Genomic DNA, 17921 nt, shown 5'->3' on the forward strand with positions numbered 1-17921 from the left:
GAACGACGACGGCCCGGATCTCCTCATCGAGATCCGGGCCGTTGCCGTCTGCTCAGGCTGTGGGGACGGCGGCCGGTTCGGGTGCCGGCGCCTTCCGTCTCGGCCTGGCAAACCGGTCCATCATCGGCTTCTCGACAAGCGCGTAGAGCGCCCAGCCGCCGAGGATGGTGAGCCCGAGGAACCCGGCGATGACGAGCAGCGCCATCGGGGTCTCGAACGTGGCGTTGTGCATCACCTGACGGACCCAGAAGATGACGACGCCCTGGCAGAGGTAGAACCCGAACGACGTGTCTCCGAGCCACTGCATGGGCCGCGATCGCAGGAAGGTCGGCCGGCCGGCTGCGTCCCCTGCTGCGGCGGTCGCGATGAGGACGGCGATGGGGACGATCGTCGCGACGTTGAACGTCCACACGAACGGCACGACGTTCGCCACCGCGTAGCCGACGACGCAGAGGACGACCGCGTGCCACATGCGGACGGCCGGCCACCGCTGCTCCATGACGATGCGGGCGAGGATGGACCCGAGGACGAACTCGAACAGCCGGGTCGGCGGGAAGATGTAGCCGAACCAGAACTGGAACGACGACACCGGGGTCAGCGCGGACTTCGGCTCGTCCGGGACGACGGTGAGGTTGACGACCTGCACCAGGACCATGCCGACGACCATCATGGCCGCCCAGAACCAGAGTCGGTTCCCCGGGATGCGTCGCAACCCGAGGATGATGAGTGGGAACAGCATGTAGAACAGCAGCTCGCTGCACAGCGTCCACGACGGCGGGTTCACGGCCACGTTGACCGCTCCGTCGGGCGAGTACGAGTTCAGCAGGAAGAAGTTCAACACCGCCGCGTGGGTCGGGGTGATCGACGCGGCGAACAGCACCATCGCCAGCACCCACATGACCAGGTGGTTCGGGAAGATCTTCACGATGCGGCGCCGCCAGAACGACGTCATCTTCTCGCCCGGCCGCGCCGCCCACGCCAGCAGGAACCCGCTGAGGACGAAGAAGAACGACACACCGATGTAGCCGGTCGTGACGAAGACCTTCTCGGTCGCGTCGGCGACCTGCGCGTCGGCGAACAAGCTGATCGGGTCGTTCGGCGGGATGGGCGACGCGGACAGGGTGATGTGGAACCCGAACACCAGGAACGCCGCGAAGAACCGAAGTCCGGTCAGCGACGGCAGCTTCGGGGGCCGCTCCGTCGTCGGCGCTTCGATCGTCATCGCTCGCTGTCCTTCCGTGCGGGCAGTTCGACGCCGAGGCTGTGGGTGAAGTAGTCCGTGGGATCCCACTCCTGCTTCGTGCGCTGCAGCCGGGGGTAGTTGCCCTTGTAGTACAGGGTCGACCACGGGACGCCCGACCGGTTGTGCTTCGGGTCCGCCATGTCGACGTCCGGGTAGTTGATGTAGCAACCGTCCATCTGCGCCCCCGGTACGGGGACGCCGCCGGTGGCGGGGAACAGACCCTCGAACGTCTCCCGTTCCCAGCCGAGGTAGAAGGCGTCGTCCTTCTCGTCCTGCCAGAATGTCTGCAGGCAGATCTTGAAGATGGTGTCCCGTTGGGCGTTGGCAGTGGCGTCCTCCGCGACCGCGTTGACCTGGCCGCCGAAGGAGAAGACCACCATCATCGTGTCCGGGTTGGTGAAGTCCGCGCGCGTCATCTGCTTCCACATGACGCGGAGCTGCTGACTGCTGAAGCCCTTCTTGAAGTAGGCACTCTTGTGCGCGCCACGGCTGGTCGGGTTCGTGATCGTCGGGTTGTTCGTGCCGACGGTACGGGTCGCCTGCATCCACGAGAGCTCCTTCGTCTCGTGGAGGTCGGGCAGCGCCGGCAGCTCTCCGCTCGGAGTGGTCATCGGCTCGGAGGCGACGTTCACCCCGGCGGTGATCGCGGCGATGAACCGGCTGAGCACTCCGGCTGCGTCCGGGGCGTCGGCATCGATCTGCGTGAACATGCCGAGGCTGCCGTGGGCCCTGTGGTTCAGGTTGAACAAGCTCGACAGGTTCGACTCCGGTGTCCCCGGGCCCTTGTGTCGCTCGTGCCAGGCGTTCCAGTTCGTCATGAGCCGGCGGAACTCGGTCTCGTCGACCTTGTCCCACGGGAACGACAGGGCGTTCACGAGCACTCGGGAGGGCGCCCTGACGAGCAGCTTCGACGGATCCGACCCGGTGGCGCCAGGGCTGCGGAACCAGTACTTGGTGACGACACCGAAGTTCCCGCCACCCCCGCCGGTGTGTGCCCACCACAGGTCACCGAGCGTACCCGTGGAGTCGCGGGTCGCGATGTGCGTGCTGACCCTCCGCCGTTCGTCGACCGTGACGACCTCGACGGCGTACAGGTGGTCGACGACGAGGCCGTGCGCCCTCGTGAGGAGTCCGTAGCCGCCGCCCGCGATGTGCCCTCCTGCGCCGACGCTGTAGCAGATGCCCCCGGGGATGGTGACTCCCCACCCCTTGAAGAGCTTCTCGTACACGTTCAGCAGGCGCGCTCCGGGTTCGACGGCGAAGGCGCGCATCACCGGGTCGTAGGAGACCTGGTTCATCGCGGACAGGTCGAGGATGACCTCGACCTCGGGGTTGCAGACGAAGTCCGCGAAGCAGTGCCCGCCGCTGCGGACCGACACCTTCTTCCCGGCGCGGACGGCGGTGCGGACCGCCTGTTCGGCGTCCTTCGTGGACCCGATGAGGCGGATGTAGTCCGGCTTCGCCACGAACCGCACGTTGTTGCCGGTCATCATGTCGAGGTAGCGGGAGTCACCCGGCGCGATGACCGTCCCCGTGGGAGCGGCCGCGGATCCTGCCGTGCCGGTGCCCGAGGGCGACGCCGCGACCGGGCTCGCCTTCTCGAGCGCGACCATCGCGCCCGCTGCTGCGGTGCCGGCGGACCCGAACAGGAATGCTCTGCGGCCGACGTTGCTCGTCGGTGTGGTGGTGTCGTCCTTCGTGGGCATCGGTCAGCCTTCCTGCTGCGGAGTGCGGTTGCGGTGGAGGGTGATCTCCGCCTTCGGCGCGACGAAGTAGTGCGGGACGGAGTAGGAGATGGTGGCGAAGTCGTCGACCCCGCGGTTGCCGAAGTCGCCGGCGACGATGCGGGCGATGGACTCGGCGGAGACCTTCCACTTGGCGAAGATCCCCTTCTCGAGGTCGAGCGCCTTGTAGTAGTAGGCGCCCTGCCAGGGTTCGGGTCCGCGGAGGCCGATGAGGAACTCGTCGTCACCGTCGCCGTCGAAGTCGCGGCACATGACCGTGTGCCCCGGCCCTTCGCCGTTCTCGTTCGGGTCGCCGTAGATGTCGAGCAGGTGTCGCCGCCAGGAGGACGCCTCGGTGTCGCCGGTCGTCCGGGTGTACACCGCCACCGTGTTGCCGTGGAACGGTTCGATGGCGGCGACGTACGCGAGCGGGTCGTCACCGACACGGCCGCCGTCGACGTCACCGGAGCCCTTGAAGGTGGTCTGCTCGAACTGGCCGGTCTCACCGTCGCCGATGTGCTCCCGCACGAACCGGTCGTCGTCCTCGTCGTAGTAGAACCAGGTGACGCCCTCGTCGGACGCCATCAGGATGCTGTCCAGTGCCGATCCGGGGATCAGGCCCGGCTTGCTGGCGACACCGTGGATCATGCGGAAGTCGGTCCGGTTGATGACCTCGGCGTCCCACTCCTGCGTGGGGTCGTCCGGCTGGGTGAACAGCATGACGGGGAGCACGGCGTGGACGTCCTCGACGGCGACGATGGGGAAGCCCATGACCTGGATGCGGTCGGTCCGCGAGAAGTGCCCGACGCGCAGACGGTGCATCCCGGTTGCTCGACCGATGTAGTGGCGCTTCCAGTTCTCGCGGCTGATCGCCGGGTCGCCGGGGTTCTCGAGCCAGTCGATCTTCCCGCCTTCGCCGTCGGCGTGGTGGATGGTCCCGCCGGGCCCGTACAGCTGGTAGCAGACGACGAGGTCGGGCAGGCCGTTGCCGGTGATGTCGCCGGTCCCGGCGCCGACGGGTTCCTTGATCTTGTCGACGATGAGGTGCTTCTCCCACGTCGGCGCCTGGTACCAGTAGATCTCGCCGACGGTGAGCCCGTACCCGATCAGGTCGAGGTTGCCGTCACCGTCGACGTCGGCGGCTTCGAGCCAGTACCCGTCACGGAGGAAGTCGGTGACGGTCTCGGTGGAGAAGGAGGGGACGGTGACCGGCAGCGTCGGTGCAGCCGTGCCCGGCACGATCTGTGTGCTCATGGTGGTGCCTTCCTGGGTCAGGTGGTGATGGTGGTGGTCTGTGGCGGATGCGTCACGACGCGACGGCGGTGGGCGCCCGATGCGATGACGATGAGGGCGAACGCGGTCGCCGCGAGCAGCGCACCGACGACGATCGGCGACCGGTACCCGAGCCCGGCCGCGATGGTCAGTCCCCCGAGCCACGCCCCGATGGCGTTGCCCGCGTTGAAGGCGGAGATGTTCACCCCGGAGGCGAGCGTGGGCGCCGCTTCGGCGAAGCGGAGCACCCGCATCTGCATGCCGGGGACGGACGCGAACCCGACGGCGCCGAGGAGGAACAGCGCGCCGCCGGCCGCCCACGGGTTCGATGCGACGACGCTGAAGACGACGAGGACGACGGTCAACGAAGCGAGCAACGTCAGCAGCGCCGGATCGAGGTCACGGTCGGCCGCTCGGCCTCCGACGAGGTTCCCGACGAACAGGCCGCTCCCGAACAGGACGAGCATCCACGGGATCCACGTCGTGGGCATCCCGGCGACGTCGGTGAGGATGGGTGCGATGTAGGTGAACGTCCCGAACATGGCTCCGAAACCGAACACGGTGACGCAGATCGACAACCACACCTGCCCGCTGCGGAACGCGGCGAGCTCCCGGCGGAGCTGCCCTGCGGGCCGGTGTTCCGCCTCCTGTCCGGGGATGAACGCCAGCAGCCCGACCAGGGCGACCACGCCGATCCCGGTGATGGCCCAGAAGGTCGACCGCCACCCGAGCGCCTGACCGAGGAACGTCCCGAGTGGGACCCCGAGGACGTTCGCGACGGTGAGGCCGAGGAACATCGTCGAGATCGCCCGCGCTCGCCGGTCCGGTTGCACCAGGGACGCCGCGAGCACGGATCCGATCCCGAAGAACGCTCCGTGGCAGAGCGCGGCGACGACACGGCCGACGAGCATCGCGGAGTACGTGGGAGCGACGGCCGACAACAGGTTGCCGATGATGAACAGCACCATCAGCGAGCTCAGCACCGTCTTCGGCCGCATGGAGGCGGTGGCCGCCGTCACGAACACCCCACCGAACGCGACGCTGACGGCGTACCCCGAGACGAGGTACCCGGCCTGCGGGATGGTGACGGAGAAGTCGGCGGCGACCTCGGGGAGGAGCCCGAGGATGACGAACTCCGTCAGGCCGATGCCGAACCCGCCGAGCGCGAGCGCGACGAGGCCGACGGGGACGTTCCCGCCCGTGCTCATGCGAGGGAGGGAACCGTGTCGGCGCCGGGCACGAACGGCATGACCGCGGGACCCATACCGAAGTAGTTCGCGATCGCCGCGATCGTGCGCTCCGTCGCCCGGCCGTCGCCGTAGGGGTTGATGGCGCCGGCCATCTCCGCGTAGGCGTCCGGGTCGTTCAGCAGTCGCTGCACCTCGGCGACGATCTGGCCGCGGTGCCGGCTCACCAGGCGGGACGACCCGGTGAGGATGGACTCGCTGCGTTCGGTGACCTCGCGGAGCACCAGCGTCGGCTTCCCGAGCGCCGGTCCCTCCTCCTCTGCCCCCGAGCTGTCGGACAGGATGATGTCGCTCCGGCGCAGGAGCCGGCAGAACGACAGGTACGGCAGCGGGTCGACGATCGTCACGTTGTCGATCCCGGACAGGACCGGCAGCATCACCGCCCGCACCTTCGGGTTCAGGTGCAGCGGGACGACGATGCGGACGTCGTCGCGGGTGGCGATGTCGGCCAGGGCCTCCGCGATCTCCTGCATCGGTTGTCCGTGGCTCTCCCGCCGGTGGGTCGTCGCGAGGATCACCCGCCGTGGGTCGGTGTCGAGGTCCTCCAGCCTCGGGTCCCCGTAGGAGCGCAGGTTCTGCATCCCCCAGGCGAGCGCGTCGACGATGGTGTTCCCCGTCACCGTGATGGCGCTCTCGCGGATCCCTTCCCGGATGAGGTTGGCGTGGTTCCCCGGGGTCGGCGCGAGGTGCAGCGCTGCGATCTGCCCGACGAGCTTCCGGTTCGCTTCCTCCGGGAACGGTGATGCGTTGCTGCCGGAGCGGAGCCCGGCTTCCACGTGGATGACGGGCACCTGTGCGTGGAGGCCGGCGAGGGCTCCGGCGAGGGTGGTGGCGGTGTCCCCGTGGACGAGGACGGCGTCGAGGCCGTCGAGGTGTCCGCCTGAGCAGAGCCCTTCAAGGATGCGGTGCGTGACCTCGGAGAGGGTCTGTCCATCACGCATGATGCGCAGGTCGACGTCGGGGACGATGCCGAACTCTTCGAGGGTGCTGGTGAGCATCTCCCGGTGCTGACCGGTGGAGATGAGGACGGTGCGGAACCGGTCGTCGCCGCGGAGTGCGTGGATGAGTGGGGCGTACTTGACGGCTTCGGGTCGGGTGCCGAAGACGATGCCGAGGGTCTTCATGGTGGTGCTCCTGCCTGGTTTCGGGAACGCCGGAGGAACCGGTGACGGACCGGCCGACGTCGGGAGATGGTGGGAGGTGCGGGAGTCAGCTCGCGTGGTACTCGAGCGCGAGCCAGATGCAGTCGCTGTCAGCCCGGTACTGGTGCCACGGGTAGGTGAACTCGCCGTCCAGGTCGATGCAGAACGGGATCGGGTTCGTGGTACCGGGGCTGAGCTGCTGGTCTTCGTAGATCGTGTCGTGGCGCTTGTCGTCGAACTTCTGCATCCGACCCGTCCCCGTGATCTGGGTGTGCACCTCGATGAACGGGTGGACGTTGTGGATCCCGCAGTCGGTCCCCGCCGGGCTGAACCAGAGGTTGGCCTTCACGACGAATGCTTCCGGCTGCGGGTCGAGCGCCGGCTGGTGCAGCACGGTGCGGCGGTCGAGGGTGACGGTGCCGATGGTGTCCTGCGGAGACTTCAGCAGCACCGGTCCCCCATCGCCGTAGAAGTCCTGCCAGCCGATGGCTCGCGCCTGCTGTTCCTGGTCACCGACGTCGTGGGCGGTGATGGCGAGCAACAGCTCCCCGGTGACCGTCCCGCTCACCAGGTTCGTGGAGCTCAGCGGCGGCAGCGGCCCCAGCTGCGCCGTCCCGGTGAAGGCGTCCGTCTGCGCGAGGTTCACGACGACGGTGCGCTCCGTGATCGGGAACTCGACCACTTCCCGGAGGACGACCGCGGATGCGAGCTCGCTGTCGAAGTTCAGTTTCTCTGCAGTGATGACGTTCATGACGACCCCCAAGTCGTGCAACGACAGGCAGAGGTCCCCTGTTGAACCCCCATCCTGAACAGGAAACTGCGGGGCGAGGAAGACCATCGACTGACCCGTGAAACTTCCTCGTCCCGCAGTGAGGCAATGACAGCAGTCGCCGACGTCCGGCATCCACTCCCTGGCAGTGACAGGCTGCTCCGGCCGCGTTGCTTGACTCAGTACAGAAATACTTGGTAGTCGCGCGCGTTGCAGCGCCGAGGGATCCGTCGGGTCATCCGGTGTGAAGCTCCCGTTTCCATTCGGTGACCGGCCTGGGGCGGTTCGGCCTCCAGCTGGCGAAGAACTTGTCCCGGAGGCTCGCGAGGGAGTAGGAGCACGGGGGCCGAAGTGCGGAACGCATCGCCCTTCTCGCACGGCCTCTCTGCACGGAGGTCAGCGCAGAGCTCGTCGCACGACATGACGAAGGCCCCCAGGGGATCCCTGGGGGCCTTCGTTCCGGGCTTCATCTGACCCGCGCGGTTCCTCGCACGAGGTCGGTGCATCACCCTCTCAATGGCGGTACCGGTGGGATTTGAACCCATCGCCGCGCCTTGGCGCATCTTGGAGAACACCTTTGATCGCTGTAATAACAGGCTTCTCGGGACAACCCGAGCCCCATGCCTCCCACTGCAGCCAGGTCGCGGTGCACCAAAATGCACCGCGACCTTGCTACTCATCGCCAGTGCTGAGCGGCGCAACCGACGGCTGGTCACGTCACAGGCGAGGACGGCTGCTGAGCATCGAGATGCGTCATGCCGGCACTGATCGCGTCATCGGCATGGATCGCGCCAGCGGCTACTTGATGGCTCAACTCGCGCAGCAGCTGGTCTGACAACTCGTGACCGGCCAACGCCTGGGCAGCGTCCGCGAACTGCATCCGGCGCTCTGCCTCGTTGGCTCTACCTTGGTCAATTTCGGCAGCCATGCACGTTTCCCTACTCGAAGTCATCTTGTTTGCAACCCGAAGGTTGACCTGCGCTGTCTCCCCAGTACCCGGCTAGCGGTAGCGGGCAAAGATTATCGAGTGGACGCTCTGTTGTGCCTCACGGCAGCGCTCGACGCTTCAAACGGACCGCTTGTCGGAGCCAGAGATCGGACCGAGGGCATGGCCCGCAGCAACCGGCCGCGTCGGTGGCAGATGCAGGTCTGTCGGATCGATGCGGCGATGAGTTGGTGAGTGCGGTACGGCAGGTCGAGCCGTTTCGCCGGGTCACCTCGACCCGCACGGCACGGTCGGTGTAGGCGAGCACCACGGCACGCTCCTGCACGCGGATCTCGACGAAGTGAAGCCAGACGTCGACGGTCTCCCCCGGGGCCTCCACGACGGGACCTGGGCCGATCTCCTCTTGGGTCAGAGTCACCGGCGCCGGCCGGGTCAGGAACTCGTTGATCGCCGCGCGCGAGACGTCAGTCCCGTGCCGGCGGTTGGACGACCCTGTTGCACCTGCTCGATCACATCCGCCTCAGCTCACATCGCGGCAACGCGATCCGAGTCCGGATACTCGCTGCGCAGCTCGCGGTCATAGTCACGCACGAGCGCCCGTCGACGGGCGGCGAGCTCGTCGACGGTAAGCCACTGCAGAGCTTCACGGTCGGCGTCGTTCACGCGGTCAGTGTATGCCGCCACTCTCGCGTCTTGTCGAGGTCGAGGCATCCCCACGAGTTCGCCGCATGTCTCCAGTTGACCAATACTCGTTGAGTGAAATTCTGGTATCCGGAAAGCGCCGATGTGCCTCGAATGGTTGATATATGGATACCAGTGGTGTAGTATTGAAAGGTTAGGAAAAGACCGCCTAATGGAAAAGCCCCGGTCCTGGTGCAACAGGAACGAGGCTTCTCGCGAAATTTTTTTACCCGCTGCGGCGGCGGTGGTAGGTCGCCGGATGCCGTCGCAGCTCTAAGGAGTTCAAGTGAACCTGTCTTATATTAGACGACTGAAACCAGTTTGGCAACCAATCGTGGATGCGCTTCGAGGTCGCGCCGCCGACGCCGCCGGAGCAGCAGCGGATGCGGAACGCGCGGCAGAAGCCGAGAGGCGCAGCACCGAGCAGACCCTCGAAGACTGGGGCATCCCCCTCGAGCCCGGGACCAGCAGGCTCGGCAGAGCTGGCTATGAAGGTCCTACCTGGGCGCTGGTGGTCGCCGCCGTGGTCGGCGCTCTCCTCGTCGTCTTCGTGGTCTGCGTCCTGCTCATCTTCCTCGCTGCTGTCGTGGGAGGTGTGCTGTTCGTCATCGTCTGGCTTCTCGCCAATGGCGTTGTGACGCCGGACGGCATCGCGACGATGATTCAGTCGTTCTTCCCGTTCCACGGGCGCTAACGCAGCAGGAACCGCCGCCGGCGAGCTCTTCATTGCTTGCCGGCGGCGCCCTTCAGGGTCTGCCCGGTCTCGACCGAGCAAACAGGTCAGCCGCGGGCGGTTGCGACTCGCTGACCTTCGAGTCGCAGCCTCACTGGCTGCGCCCCTCCCGGCTCCGAGCGCGGCCCAGAACCGTGGCTACCTCCGGCGTCATCGAGTAGTGGTCACCGTCCCAGTCCCAGACGTAGTGCCACTCGTCACCCGAGGGCATCTTGTAGAGCGGAAGATCGACTCGACGAATCGCCTTGCCGACGCCGCCGAGCACGCCCGCGACCTTCGCCGTGCCCTGGGGGTGACCGAACGCGTAGGCAAGCTCCTGCGGTGTCATCCGGCGCCCGGCGTTGATGATCAGCTTGTGAAGAAGGATCTTGCCCTGCAACGAGAGCGCCGACCAAAGGTGGGCTGCGATCGCGTCAGCTTCGTCCGTGAGCACCCAGGACGGGACCGAGCCGGAGTCGAGCCGAGTCGGGTTATCGAGGTCACCGGTGTTAGCGATGAACTCGCCGAAGCGGATGTAGAAGTCCTCGACGCGATGGTCAGGGACGTGGACGGTGATGGGGATCATGTTGGGGCCCTCCAAGCCAAGTTATAAGCCCGCTTGGGGCTGTTGCTGATCATGCCCCCATTCAACCTCCCTTGCAAGGTAGGTTGTAACGCCCTGCCCCGTCATTCTCCGCCGCCCTCTCGACAGCCGATCAAGTTCCGGACGGTGCGGAGACTTTCAAGCGTGCGTGGTCGACGTCGAGGATGGAGTGCGTGCCGAGGGGCACGGTGACGAGGTCCTCGATGTGACCGAGGGGCAGGCCGCCGAGGACGGGGACGCCGAGCGCGTCGAGGTGGTCGCGGAGGGTGTCGAGGATCGTCCAGCCCCGGTCTTCGTAGTCGGCGAACTGGTCGATGCTCCCGAGTGCGACGCCGGCAACGCCGTCGAGCGCTCCGGAGTACCGCAGCTGTGTCAGCGCGCGATCCACCATGCCCAGCCCCGCGGCGCGGTTGATTTCGAGGAGGAAGATCCCGCCCGCGAGGTCGAGGTTCACGACCCCGACCGATCGCGCCAGCATCTCGAGGTTGCCGCCGAAGAGCGCCCCCTCCGCATGCCCCGCTGTGGTGAGCGCCGCGGAGAGGGTGCGAGTGTCGGCGTCGACGACGGTCTGGGCGCCCTCCATGAGGAGTCGTCGGACGTGGTCAGCGTGAGCGCCGGCAATCGCACCGTGCAGCGTCGGGACGCCGGCCGCGTCCCACACGCAGTGCAGCGCGGTGATGTCGCTGTACCCGATCAGCACCTTGGGATCGGCGCAGAGCGCGTCGACGTCGACCTCCGGGACGATCCGGAAGCTGCCGCACCCTCCGGTAGACGCAATGACGGCTCGGATCGCCGGGTCGCGGATCACGTTGTTGAGGTCGGCGATCCGGTCGGCATCGGTGCCGGCGAGGTAGCCGCGGTGGTCGAGTGCGTGCGGCGCGATGACTGCTCGAAGACCCCACGACTCGACCTGCTGGGCGATCCAACCTGGCACGGAGTCCTCCGGCCAGGAGGCAGGCGAAACGATCGCGACGGTTTCGCCGGGGACCAGGGTGCGCGGTTCAAGCGTCGTTGCTTCCATGCCTCCGGACCCTATCCAGCCCCTCCGTCACAGCGTCTCGGTAGCCGATGGCCTACCGGACGGCGTGACGCAGAGCGGGAGCATCACTGCGAGCGCCGGTTGGGCCGCAGGCCTCGGAGGGTCAGTGGCGGCGGGCTCCGTCGAGATCTGCGCGAACGTTGGCTGGCTCTGCGGACAGCGGCAGGTCCACTGTGTCCCCGGCGCCGTCGAGAGTGTCGTCGGGGTCGGCCGGGATGGCATCGAACACTGGTGTGAGATCGTCCTGCTCGGGTCTATGGTCGGCGACGAGCTCGAACGTCTTCCGCAGGCGGTGGGGGTGGTGAGGCTTTTGACGAGGACGCGGGCGATCTCGTGTCGGGCGATGACCGCCAGCAACTACTACATGTAGTGGTCCACGGCGTGTCGCAGCACTACATGCGCCATTGCTACGCGACTATAGCGGTGTCGAAGAGGGGTGGAACGTCCACTCGTTCGCGGCAGGAAGGAGCGCGGAGTCATGGCCAAGTCCGGCAAGAGCAGCGGCGGTTCGTCGCGAAGCTCGATCACTGGCAAGTTCGTGACGTCGAAGTACGCGAAGTCGCACCCCAGCACCACGCAGACCTCGCACAAGAAGAGCAAGTAACAAGCGCCGCGAAGCGGTGACTCACTGGCGGGAATCCGAAGTCCGGGTTCCCGCCAGTGCTCTGTACGGGCGACCCTGAAACTTGTATCTACTGCTGCGACGGCTTCGGTTTTGGCGGCTGGATCTGCGAGTTCGGGGGCCGCACGGCCGGCGGTCGCTGCACGTTCGCGGGCTGGATGCCGAACTGGCCGCCGGGCTCCCGCGACTTGTTGTCGGTCACGAGTCAGGCTGCGAATTCGTCGGCGGCTGGATCCGCGAGCTGGACGGGCGAACTGAGGGACGGAACTGCACGTGCGCGGCCTGCATGCCACGCTCGGTCACTCGAGACGTGGCGAGGTGCGACTTCGCGTACTTCGCCGTCACGAACTTGCCCGTAACGGAACTGCGCGATGAACCGCCACTGCTCTTGCTGCTCTTCGCCATGCTGCGCCTCCTCGTAGCATTATGACCGCGAGAGGGGTCCGATGCCTACAAGTGCGCTGGGGGTTGCCTTCTACGTCTTCGCCCTCTTCCCAGGGGTCGCGTTCATCTTCGCCCGCGAAGGGCACCAGCCGGCGGTCAAGCGATCCGCGCTGCGCGAGACTGCGACCTTGGTCTTCATCAGTGCCATCTGTGACGCGCTCGTCGCACTTGTCGTCGCGGTTTTATCCATCTGGTGGGTGCAGCTTCGCGACCGACTCCACGAGGTCGTCACAGGGGACCTCGGCTGGGCGCAGAGCAACGTGGCGCCGTCGATCTTCATCGCGGTCGGCGCAGCCACGATCGCGACGCTGCTCGGCTACTTCCTAGGCTCACAGTGGGCTGACCAACACGGACTCAGCTTCATTTGGAACTCCGCCATCCCCCGAAACACCTCGGCGTGGGCACGGCTCTTCAACGATGCGCCGGAGGATGCGGTGGTTGACGTGGCCCTGGTGCTGAAGTCGGGTGGATGGGTGAGCGGCACGCTCTACGAGTTCGACAACGACCCCGACCCGCACCCGCACAGGGCGATCGTGCTCACCCAGCCGCGGTACCGACCCGAAGGCAGCGACGAAGCTGTCCCAATCGAAGGCGCTGACTATATCGTCGTCGAGGCAGGTGAGATCGAACAGCTTCACGCGGCCTTCGTGCAGGTCGAGATCCCGGTTGACGCTGACGACCCGACTGAACCCGGCCAGAGCGTGTAGCGGGACCACACGCATCAGCGTCGCGTAGCGCGGCACTTCGGTGTCTCAATAGCCGATCGCTTTCGCCGGCACGGCTCGCTCTCAGAGCATGTCCCTGCGGCCACGGGTCCATCAGTGATGGGCGAGCCGTATGCTCCGCGGCATGCGGCTGATCTCACCTCCCTTGCCCCCCCTACCAGAAGGTGCAGGCCGCTTGACGGTGCGAGCTGCGCTCGTCGGTGGAGCAGGCCTATTCCTCGTGCTGCTTGGCACCAGCTTCTTCGTGGGCACCGCGGGGACTGATCGACCGATACCGGTTGTGGATCGTCATCGTCTTGATCGTGGTCGGCGTCGGCTGCTGGATCGTGGAAGGGCTCTTCAGAGCGCGAAGCACGGAGGGAGACGACTCGTCTCGATAGCCGGTCGTTCACCGAGACGGAGCGTCGAGTGTCTCCGTCCACTTACTTCCGGGGCTCCGACTGTCTCAGATAGCTGGTTCGAAACTGATTCCGGCGAGGTGACCTATGCGAGACGGTGTCGTGCGATGGGGCTCGGGCATCAAGACGGATGAGCTCGCGCCCGCGGCCGCCACCACGACCACGACCACCGCTAAAGCTGTTCCGCTCGTTGCCGACTCAACGCGGAGGAAACGTTGTCCAGATCGTCGGGGAACAGCGCCGCGTAAGTGTCAAGAGTGACTTTCGCCGACTTGTGGCCCAGCATCCGCTGGACGACTTTGACGTTGGCACCAGCGCTGATCGCGAGTGATGCAGCTGTGTGCCTGAGGTCATGTGGTGTGACTCGGCGGAAGCTTGCATCGGCCGCCATCGTCCGCTGGACGGCCTTCGCGAACCATCCCTGGCTGGAGTGCCCTGGCCGGAGGAAACCTCCGACCGGTGACGACCAGAGACGATCGTCGGGGTGCTTGCCCCGACAGGCCGCGGCAACAGCAGAGTCGAGGAAGTCGGGAAACGCAACGGAGCGCCTTTCATGGGACTTAACGCTGCCCAGGACGTGTTGACCGTTCACCTCCGTCACTCCCTCTCGGATATTGAGGCGACGTCGACCGAGGTCAACGCTACGAACCCGCAAGGCAGTGGCCTCGCCCCATCGGAGCCCGGTGTACGCAAGCAGCCGGACAAGCTCGCCATACCTGGCTTCTGAGGCCAGCGCCTTGACCTGCCGATGTGTCAGGAACACCTCGTCGGGGATCGGCTTCTTTTTGACTGTGAGGCCGCGCGCAGGGTTCTTCACCACACGGTTCTCCTCGATCGCTTCATCGAGGATGCCAGCGAGCAGGTCTCGGGCTCTCGCCACGGAGGTGTGCGAGAGCGAATACCCAAGTTCGTTCAGCCACGTTTGGACGTCTCGCTTGGTGACTCGGCCTACGGCATACCCTCCCCACTTTGGTTCGACGTGCACGCGCCAGCAGCTTTCAACGGAGTGGAAGCTGCTTTGGGTGAGCTTGAATCGGTGCATCTCGAGCCAGGCTGTCCCGAGCTCGCCGATGGTCACTCGCGCATCTGTTGGATCGACGTAGGAACCTCGCAACTTCGACACCTCGACTGTGTTGAGGTAGTTGATGGCATCGGTCTTTCGGCGGAAGCCGCGGTCATGACCGCGAGTCCCATCAGGTTTGCTGTACCAGACCTCGTAAAGCTTGCCCCGGGTCTTCGTCTCGTAGGACTTGACTGTCCCCATCGATCAGCGCAGTTCGTCGGCGGTGCTGGCGTACTCCTGCTCGAGCAGCCATGCTTCGACGGCTTCCGGACGGTAGAGCGGGAATCGGCCGACTCGGACGAATCGCGGGCCTGCCCCCGTGACACGCCACTGGCGCAAGTTGCGGGTCGTCACGTGGAGTCGAGCAGCAAGGGCGTCTGGGGTGAGCAAGACGCCGGGCTGAACTGACGGGCTGAGAGCGGTCTGAGACATGGGTACTCCTCGAAAGTCGATGCTTTCGAGGAGGCCGTTTAGCCGAACCTGTTAACGGTTGCTTGGCGTACCTGCTCGTCGAGCCGGCAATGGCTCTGGTCCTTTTCAATCACTCAGACCTGAAGCAGACCATACACGTCCAGCCAGTTGGTGACAAACGTACGCGGATGAAGCAGCTGACGATGTCGCCCACGACGCGTCTACGGCTGCGCACGGCGCGACCATGATCGGCCATCTTGTGAGGCAAGGGCTCCATCGGTGTGCATGGAGCAGGCGTGAAGCGCCCGCTCTGAGTGCCGGTCCGCCTGCGCTGAAATCATTATGCGGAACGTACTAGCCAGCGCCGGGAGGACCGAAGCACCGTCGTCGCGTCTGTGGTTCACGCTCCGCGAAAGCGTGGTCAGCCGAAGGTGTCCGAGGGGGAGCGAAGCGGAGGAACGGCACCGGCGGAAGGCACCCGAAAACGCCCCCGATGGGGCGTTGGAGGGCAAGGAGCGCAGCGACGCAGTAAGGGCAGGAGGAGCGCAGCGACGAGCGGTGAGGGGGACCCAGAGACCGAGCGCAGCGCGAGTCTCAGGGGCTCCCGAAGAGGTGTCGGCTACGCCGACCGACGAGCAAGTTTCCAGGTCGCGAAGCGGACTGAAAACGCAGCTCGGCGTCACATCCCCTTATGCCCTTTCTCTCTGCCGCGAAAATCCGGAGCTCCAGCGACGGATCGACGTCGCAATTGCTGCTGTGATCGGGGGAAACGGATGGATCAGCCTCATCTTGATCAACACCAGCTCCGAAGGATCGAGCCTGGTGGTGGTGATCAAGTGGCATCCGTTTGCCACGGGAAGTCGGGGTTTGGGTTGATCCACGGTTCTGGGCGTCGTGACGCCGGGGATCAACCCATGGAGCGCAGCGACGCCAGGGGCTGAGGAGCTTGCGGATCAGCACCTGATCAATCCCGACGCAGACGCGGGCACGCGGCTGCCTTGGCCCTCAGAGCAGCGCAGGTCGGAGCATCGCGGAGACCTCTCGCGTAGCGCCGTCGCCACATCGGCACGGGGGAGGAACGACGCCGTGGCGGGTCCCGCTGCCGCCGCTTCAGTGGCGCCCTTAGGTTCTCCTCTCGCCCCACCGGGCACGACTGTGGAGTGGACGTGAACGAGGGGCTCGTGACAACAGGTCGGGCTCAGATCCAGCCGCGCGACCGGGCGCCCTCACGTTGGGAGCCGCATCCGGTGCGTTCAGCACCGGGCTTCTGTGCCCCCTTCCTGGTCACGGCTGATCCGCTCGTGGGCGAATCCTGACCAGGGGCGGCCTTCTCTGGGCCGCGAGGCGACCGCCGAAGCTCCTTCGACGGCGCGTTGGAGGAAAAAGGGGGGCCACCCGGACGCGCCTAGCGTCGAATGGCCACGCTTTGACCGTACGGCGGCCACGTCTGGGTCAGAAGGTGGGCGGATCGGTCTGCAGCGACCATCGAGCGCCAGTGAGCGGGAGCGCAGCGGTCCCTCTCCGGCCACGGACGAGCCACAGTGGGCCGCGCCGTGACCGCTCAGCGCCGGCGGCCGCCGGTCGGTACGCTGCGGCCGTGAGCACAGCGCACGCGTCCGACTCCCTCGCTCAGCGCGACGCCGAGCCGTTGATCATCGCCGCGATCGCGGAGCACGTCGGGGTGCCGCTGGCGCCGGCGCGCGTCGTGTTCGAGGACGGCGTCCGTGTAGAGCTCGACGGAGCATCCGAGGACCGGAAGGTCCTCGTCGAGGCGTACGCGCATGTCGGTGCGCTTCGAGGCGGGCAGCCGAAGAAGCTCGCGACGGACGCCTTCAGGCTCCTCTGGGCCGGCCAGAAGCTCGAAGCGACAGGGCTCGTCATCGCGGTCGTCGATGCCGAGGTCGAGCAGTACCTGATGCGGCCGAAGGTGTGGCTGACCGCGGCGCTCCGCGATAGCGGTGTCGAGGTCGTCCGGGTCGCGACCGACGACGAGGCGCACGCGCGCGTCGAGGCGGCGCAGCAACTGCAGCTGATGGCGCCGCCCGGTTCCGCAGCGCACGGGGTGTGACTGGTGACTGACGGGCTAGGGGCAAGTCCACCCCGATGAGCTCCCCCACCAACGGTGGGCAGAGCAGCGGGCCACGTCACCATCGGGTGGCGCGCTCAGCCTGTGCGAACAGGCCGTGCCGGCGTCGACCACACAAGTGATCCCCCGTGGAGCGTCTGCTCCTCGGGGGATCCGTCGTCGTACCGGTTCGTACCAGATTTCTCGGTACAGGCTCGCACACTGCGACGCCACAGAAAACCCTGTTCAGAAGGAGAATACGTGCCGATCCGCTGATCGTAAGCGCGTGCCGTTCCACTTCGTGTACCGGAAGCGGAACGGCCTGAAAGCGGTCCTTATCGGGGGAAAGTGTGACCTGTACCGGTTGTACCGCTTTTTTCGAGGAACCTCTGTGTGTGCGTGTGCGCGCATGCGCGCGTGCGCGAAGGTCCGCAGAAACCGGTACAACCGGTACAACCGGCTCTTCCACCCTCCTACTTCCTCGAAAAATCAGGGATGTAGGGCTCACAGCGTGTACTGGTTCTCGAAAATAGGAGTTCAAAAGTGGTACACGAGCCACCCCTGCACGAGCCCTCGAAAAGCGGGGTGACCTGGGAAAAGCTGCCTTGCGAACCTGTACCGGTTTACGAACGCAAAAGTGGTACACGTGGTCCGGGCGAACCTTTGAGTGCATCGAACTGGCTGGCGAGCGTGAGCATCCGTGCCCGACGATGGGTGCGGCTCTCCGCCGCAGCGGTTCAGTCACGCCACTTCGGTCGCCGTCCGAGGGCCTGTGCTGCGTGGAATCTATGCTTCGCCGAAGGCATTCGATCGA

Annotated in this window: 17 protein-coding genes; 4 read left to right on the forward strand and 13 right to left on the reverse strand. The window is 66.1% G+C overall.

Annotated features, from left to right (window positions below; translation table 11 throughout):
- Positions 1-52 precede the first annotated feature (52 nt).
- From LEL83_RS05725 to LEL83_RS05760, 8 genes are all read right to left on the reverse strand, one after another.
- Positions 53-1222, reverse strand: coding sequence for an acyltransferase family protein (locus LEL83_RS05725; protein ID WP_225558086.1), 1170 nt, complete (start codon positions 1220-1222; stop codon positions 53-55).
- Complete coding sequence (locus LEL83_RS05730) at positions 1219-2949, reverse strand: FAD-binding oxidoreductase (protein ID WP_225558087.1); 1731 nt, start codon at positions 2947-2949, stop codon at positions 1219-1221. The genes LEL83_RS05725 and LEL83_RS05730 overlap by 4 nt, the downstream gene beginning before the upstream one ends.
- Before the next feature lie 3 nt (positions 2950-2952).
- Positions 2953-4221, reverse strand: a complete 1269-nt coding sequence (locus LEL83_RS05735; protein WP_225558088.1) for an FG-GAP repeat domain-containing protein — start codon at positions 4219-4221, stop codon at positions 2953-2955.
- Positions 4222-4238: 17 nt separating this feature from the next.
- The gene (locus tag LEL83_RS05740; protein WP_225558089.1) at positions 4239-5447 is read right to left on the reverse strand and encodes an MFS transporter; all 1209 of its coding nucleotides are present in this window, start codon (positions 5445-5447) and stop codon (positions 4239-4241) included.
- Positions 5444-6610: a non-hydrolyzing UDP-N-acetylglucosamine 2-epimerase gene (gene wecB / locus LEL83_RS05745; RefSeq protein WP_225558090.1), complete on the reverse strand. Its 1167-nt coding sequence runs from the start codon at positions 6608-6610 to the stop codon at positions 5444-5446. Before wecB ends, LEL83_RS05740 begins: the two co-directional genes overlap by 4 nt.
- A gap of 85 nt (positions 6611-6695) precedes the next feature.
- A complete protein-coding gene (locus LEL83_RS05750) occupies positions 6696-7379 on the reverse strand; it encodes a hypothetical protein (protein ID WP_225558091.1) in 684 nt (227 codons plus the stop codon).
- Positions 7380-8109: 730 nt separating this feature from the next.
- Positions 8110-8325, reverse strand: coding sequence for a hypothetical protein (locus LEL83_RS05755; protein WP_225558092.1), 216 nt, complete (start codon positions 8323-8325; stop codon positions 8110-8112).
- Between the two features lie 543 nt (positions 8326-8868).
- Positions 8869-9006, reverse strand: coding sequence for a hypothetical protein (locus LEL83_RS05760; RefSeq protein WP_225558093.1), 138 nt, complete (start codon positions 9004-9006; stop codon positions 8869-8871).
- 304 nt (positions 9007-9310) lie between these two features.
- On the opposite strand from LEL83_RS05760, the gene LEL83_RS05765 reads away from it, so the two are divergent.
- A complete protein-coding gene (locus LEL83_RS05765; RefSeq protein WP_225558094.1) occupies positions 9311-9718 on the forward strand; it encodes a hypothetical protein in 408 nt (135 codons plus the stop codon).
- A gap of 130 nt (positions 9719-9848) precedes the next feature.
- Here the strand turns inward: LEL83_RS05765 and LEL83_RS05770 are convergent, their stop codons facing one another.
- Entirely contained in the window at positions 9849-10322 is a 474-nt protein-coding gene (locus tag LEL83_RS05770) for a DUF6416 domain-containing protein (protein ID WP_225558095.1), read from the reverse strand.
- A gap of 130 nt (positions 10323-10452) precedes the next feature.
- A complete protein-coding gene (locus LEL83_RS05775) occupies positions 10453-11361 on the reverse strand; it encodes a S66 peptidase family protein (RefSeq protein WP_225558096.1) in 909 nt (302 codons plus the stop codon).
- A 124-nt stretch (positions 11362-11485) separates the two neighbouring features.
- On the opposite strand from LEL83_RS05775, the gene LEL83_RS05780 reads away from it, so the two are divergent.
- The gene (locus tag LEL83_RS05780) at positions 11486-11749 is read left to right on the forward strand and encodes a hypothetical protein (RefSeq protein ID WP_225558097.1); all 264 of its coding nucleotides are present in this window, start codon (positions 11486-11488) and stop codon (positions 11747-11749) included.
- A 322-nt stretch (positions 11750-12071) separates the two neighbouring features.
- Here LEL83_RS05780 and LEL83_RS15870 read toward each other — a convergent pair whose 3' ends face one another.
- A complete protein-coding gene (locus tag LEL83_RS15870) occupies positions 12072-12203 on the reverse strand; it encodes a hypothetical protein (protein WP_263867245.1) in 132 nt (43 codons plus the stop codon).
- A complete protein-coding gene (locus LEL83_RS05785; RefSeq protein WP_225558098.1) occupies positions 12200-12406 on the reverse strand; it encodes a hypothetical protein in 207 nt (68 codons plus the stop codon). Before LEL83_RS05785 ends, LEL83_RS15870 begins: the two co-directional genes overlap by 4 nt.
- A gap of 41 nt (positions 12407-12447) precedes the next feature.
- Between LEL83_RS05785 and LEL83_RS05790 the strand changes: the two genes are divergently transcribed.
- Positions 12448-13152 carry a DUF6338 family protein gene (locus LEL83_RS05790; RefSeq protein ID WP_225558099.1) on the forward strand — a complete coding sequence of 235 codons (705 nt, stop codon included), beginning with the start codon at positions 12448-12450 and terminating at the stop codon, positions 13150-13152.
- Between the two features lie 588 nt (positions 13153-13740).
- Here LEL83_RS05790 and LEL83_RS05795 read toward each other — a convergent pair.
- The gene (locus tag LEL83_RS05795; protein WP_225558100.1) at positions 13741-14832 is read right to left on the reverse strand and encodes a tyrosine-type recombinase/integrase; all 1092 of its coding nucleotides are present in this window, start codon (positions 14830-14832) and stop codon (positions 13741-13743) included.
- 1807 nt (positions 14833-16639) lie between these two features.
- Between LEL83_RS05795 and LEL83_RS05800 the strand changes: the two genes are divergently transcribed.
- Positions 16640-17110 carry a hypothetical protein gene (locus tag LEL83_RS05800; protein ID WP_225558101.1) on the forward strand — a complete coding sequence of 157 codons (471 nt, stop codon included), beginning with the start codon at positions 16640-16642 and terminating at the stop codon, positions 17108-17110.
- Positions 17111-17921: the final 811 nt, after the last annotated feature.

The organism is Curtobacterium oceanosedimentum (genome assembly GCF_020297365.1).
In the GTDB taxonomy this organism is placed as follows: domain Bacteria; phylum Actinomycetota; class Actinomycetes; order Actinomycetales; family Microbacteriaceae; genus Curtobacterium.

Bases quoted from the DNA above. Each gene is read 5' to 3' on its own strand.
- LEL83_RS05725 (WP_225558086.1), bottom strand. From the start codon at position 1,222: ATGACGATCGAAGCGCCGACGACGGAGCGGCCCCCGAAGCTGCCGTCG.
- LEL83_RS05730 (WP_225558087.1), bottom strand. From the start codon at position 2,949: ATGCCCACGAAGGACGACACCACCACACCGACGAGCAACGTCGGCCGC.
- LEL83_RS05735 (WP_225558088.1), bottom strand. From the start codon at position 4,221: ATGAGCACACAGATCGTGCCGGGCACGGCTGCACCGACGCTGCCGGTC.
- LEL83_RS05740 (WP_225558089.1), bottom strand. From the start codon at position 5,447: ATGAGCACGGGCGGGAACGTCCCCGTCGGCCTCGTCGCGCTCGCGCTC.
- wecB (WP_225558090.1), bottom strand. From the start codon at position 6,610: ATGAAGACCCTCGGCATCGTCTTCGGCACCCGACCCGAAGCCGTCAAG.
- LEL83_RS05750 (WP_225558091.1), bottom strand. From the start codon at position 7,379: ATGAACGTCATCACTGCAGAGAAACTGAACTTCGACAGCGAGCTCGCA.
- LEL83_RS05755 (WP_225558092.1), bottom strand. From the start codon at position 8,325: ATGGCTGCCGAAATTGACCAAGGTAGAGCCAACGAGGCAGAGCGCCGG.
- LEL83_RS05770 (WP_225558095.1), bottom strand. From the start codon at position 10,322: ATGATCCCCATCACCGTCCACGTCCCTGACCATCGCGTCGAGGACTTC.
- LEL83_RS05775 (WP_225558096.1), bottom strand. From the start codon at position 11,361: ATGGAAGCAACGACGCTTGAACCGCGCACCCTGGTCCCCGGCGAAACC.
- LEL83_RS05785 (WP_225558098.1), bottom strand. From the start codon at position 12,406: ATGGCGAAGAGCAGCAAGAGCAGTGGCGGTTCATCGCGCAGTTCCGTT.
- LEL83_RS05790 (WP_225558099.1), top strand. From the start codon at position 12,448: ATGCCTACAAGTGCGCTGGGGGTTGCCTTCTACGTCTTCGCCCTCTTC.
- LEL83_RS05795 (WP_225558100.1), bottom strand. From the start codon at position 14,832: ATGGGGACAGTCAAGTCCTACGAGACGAAGACCCGGGGCAAGCTTTAC.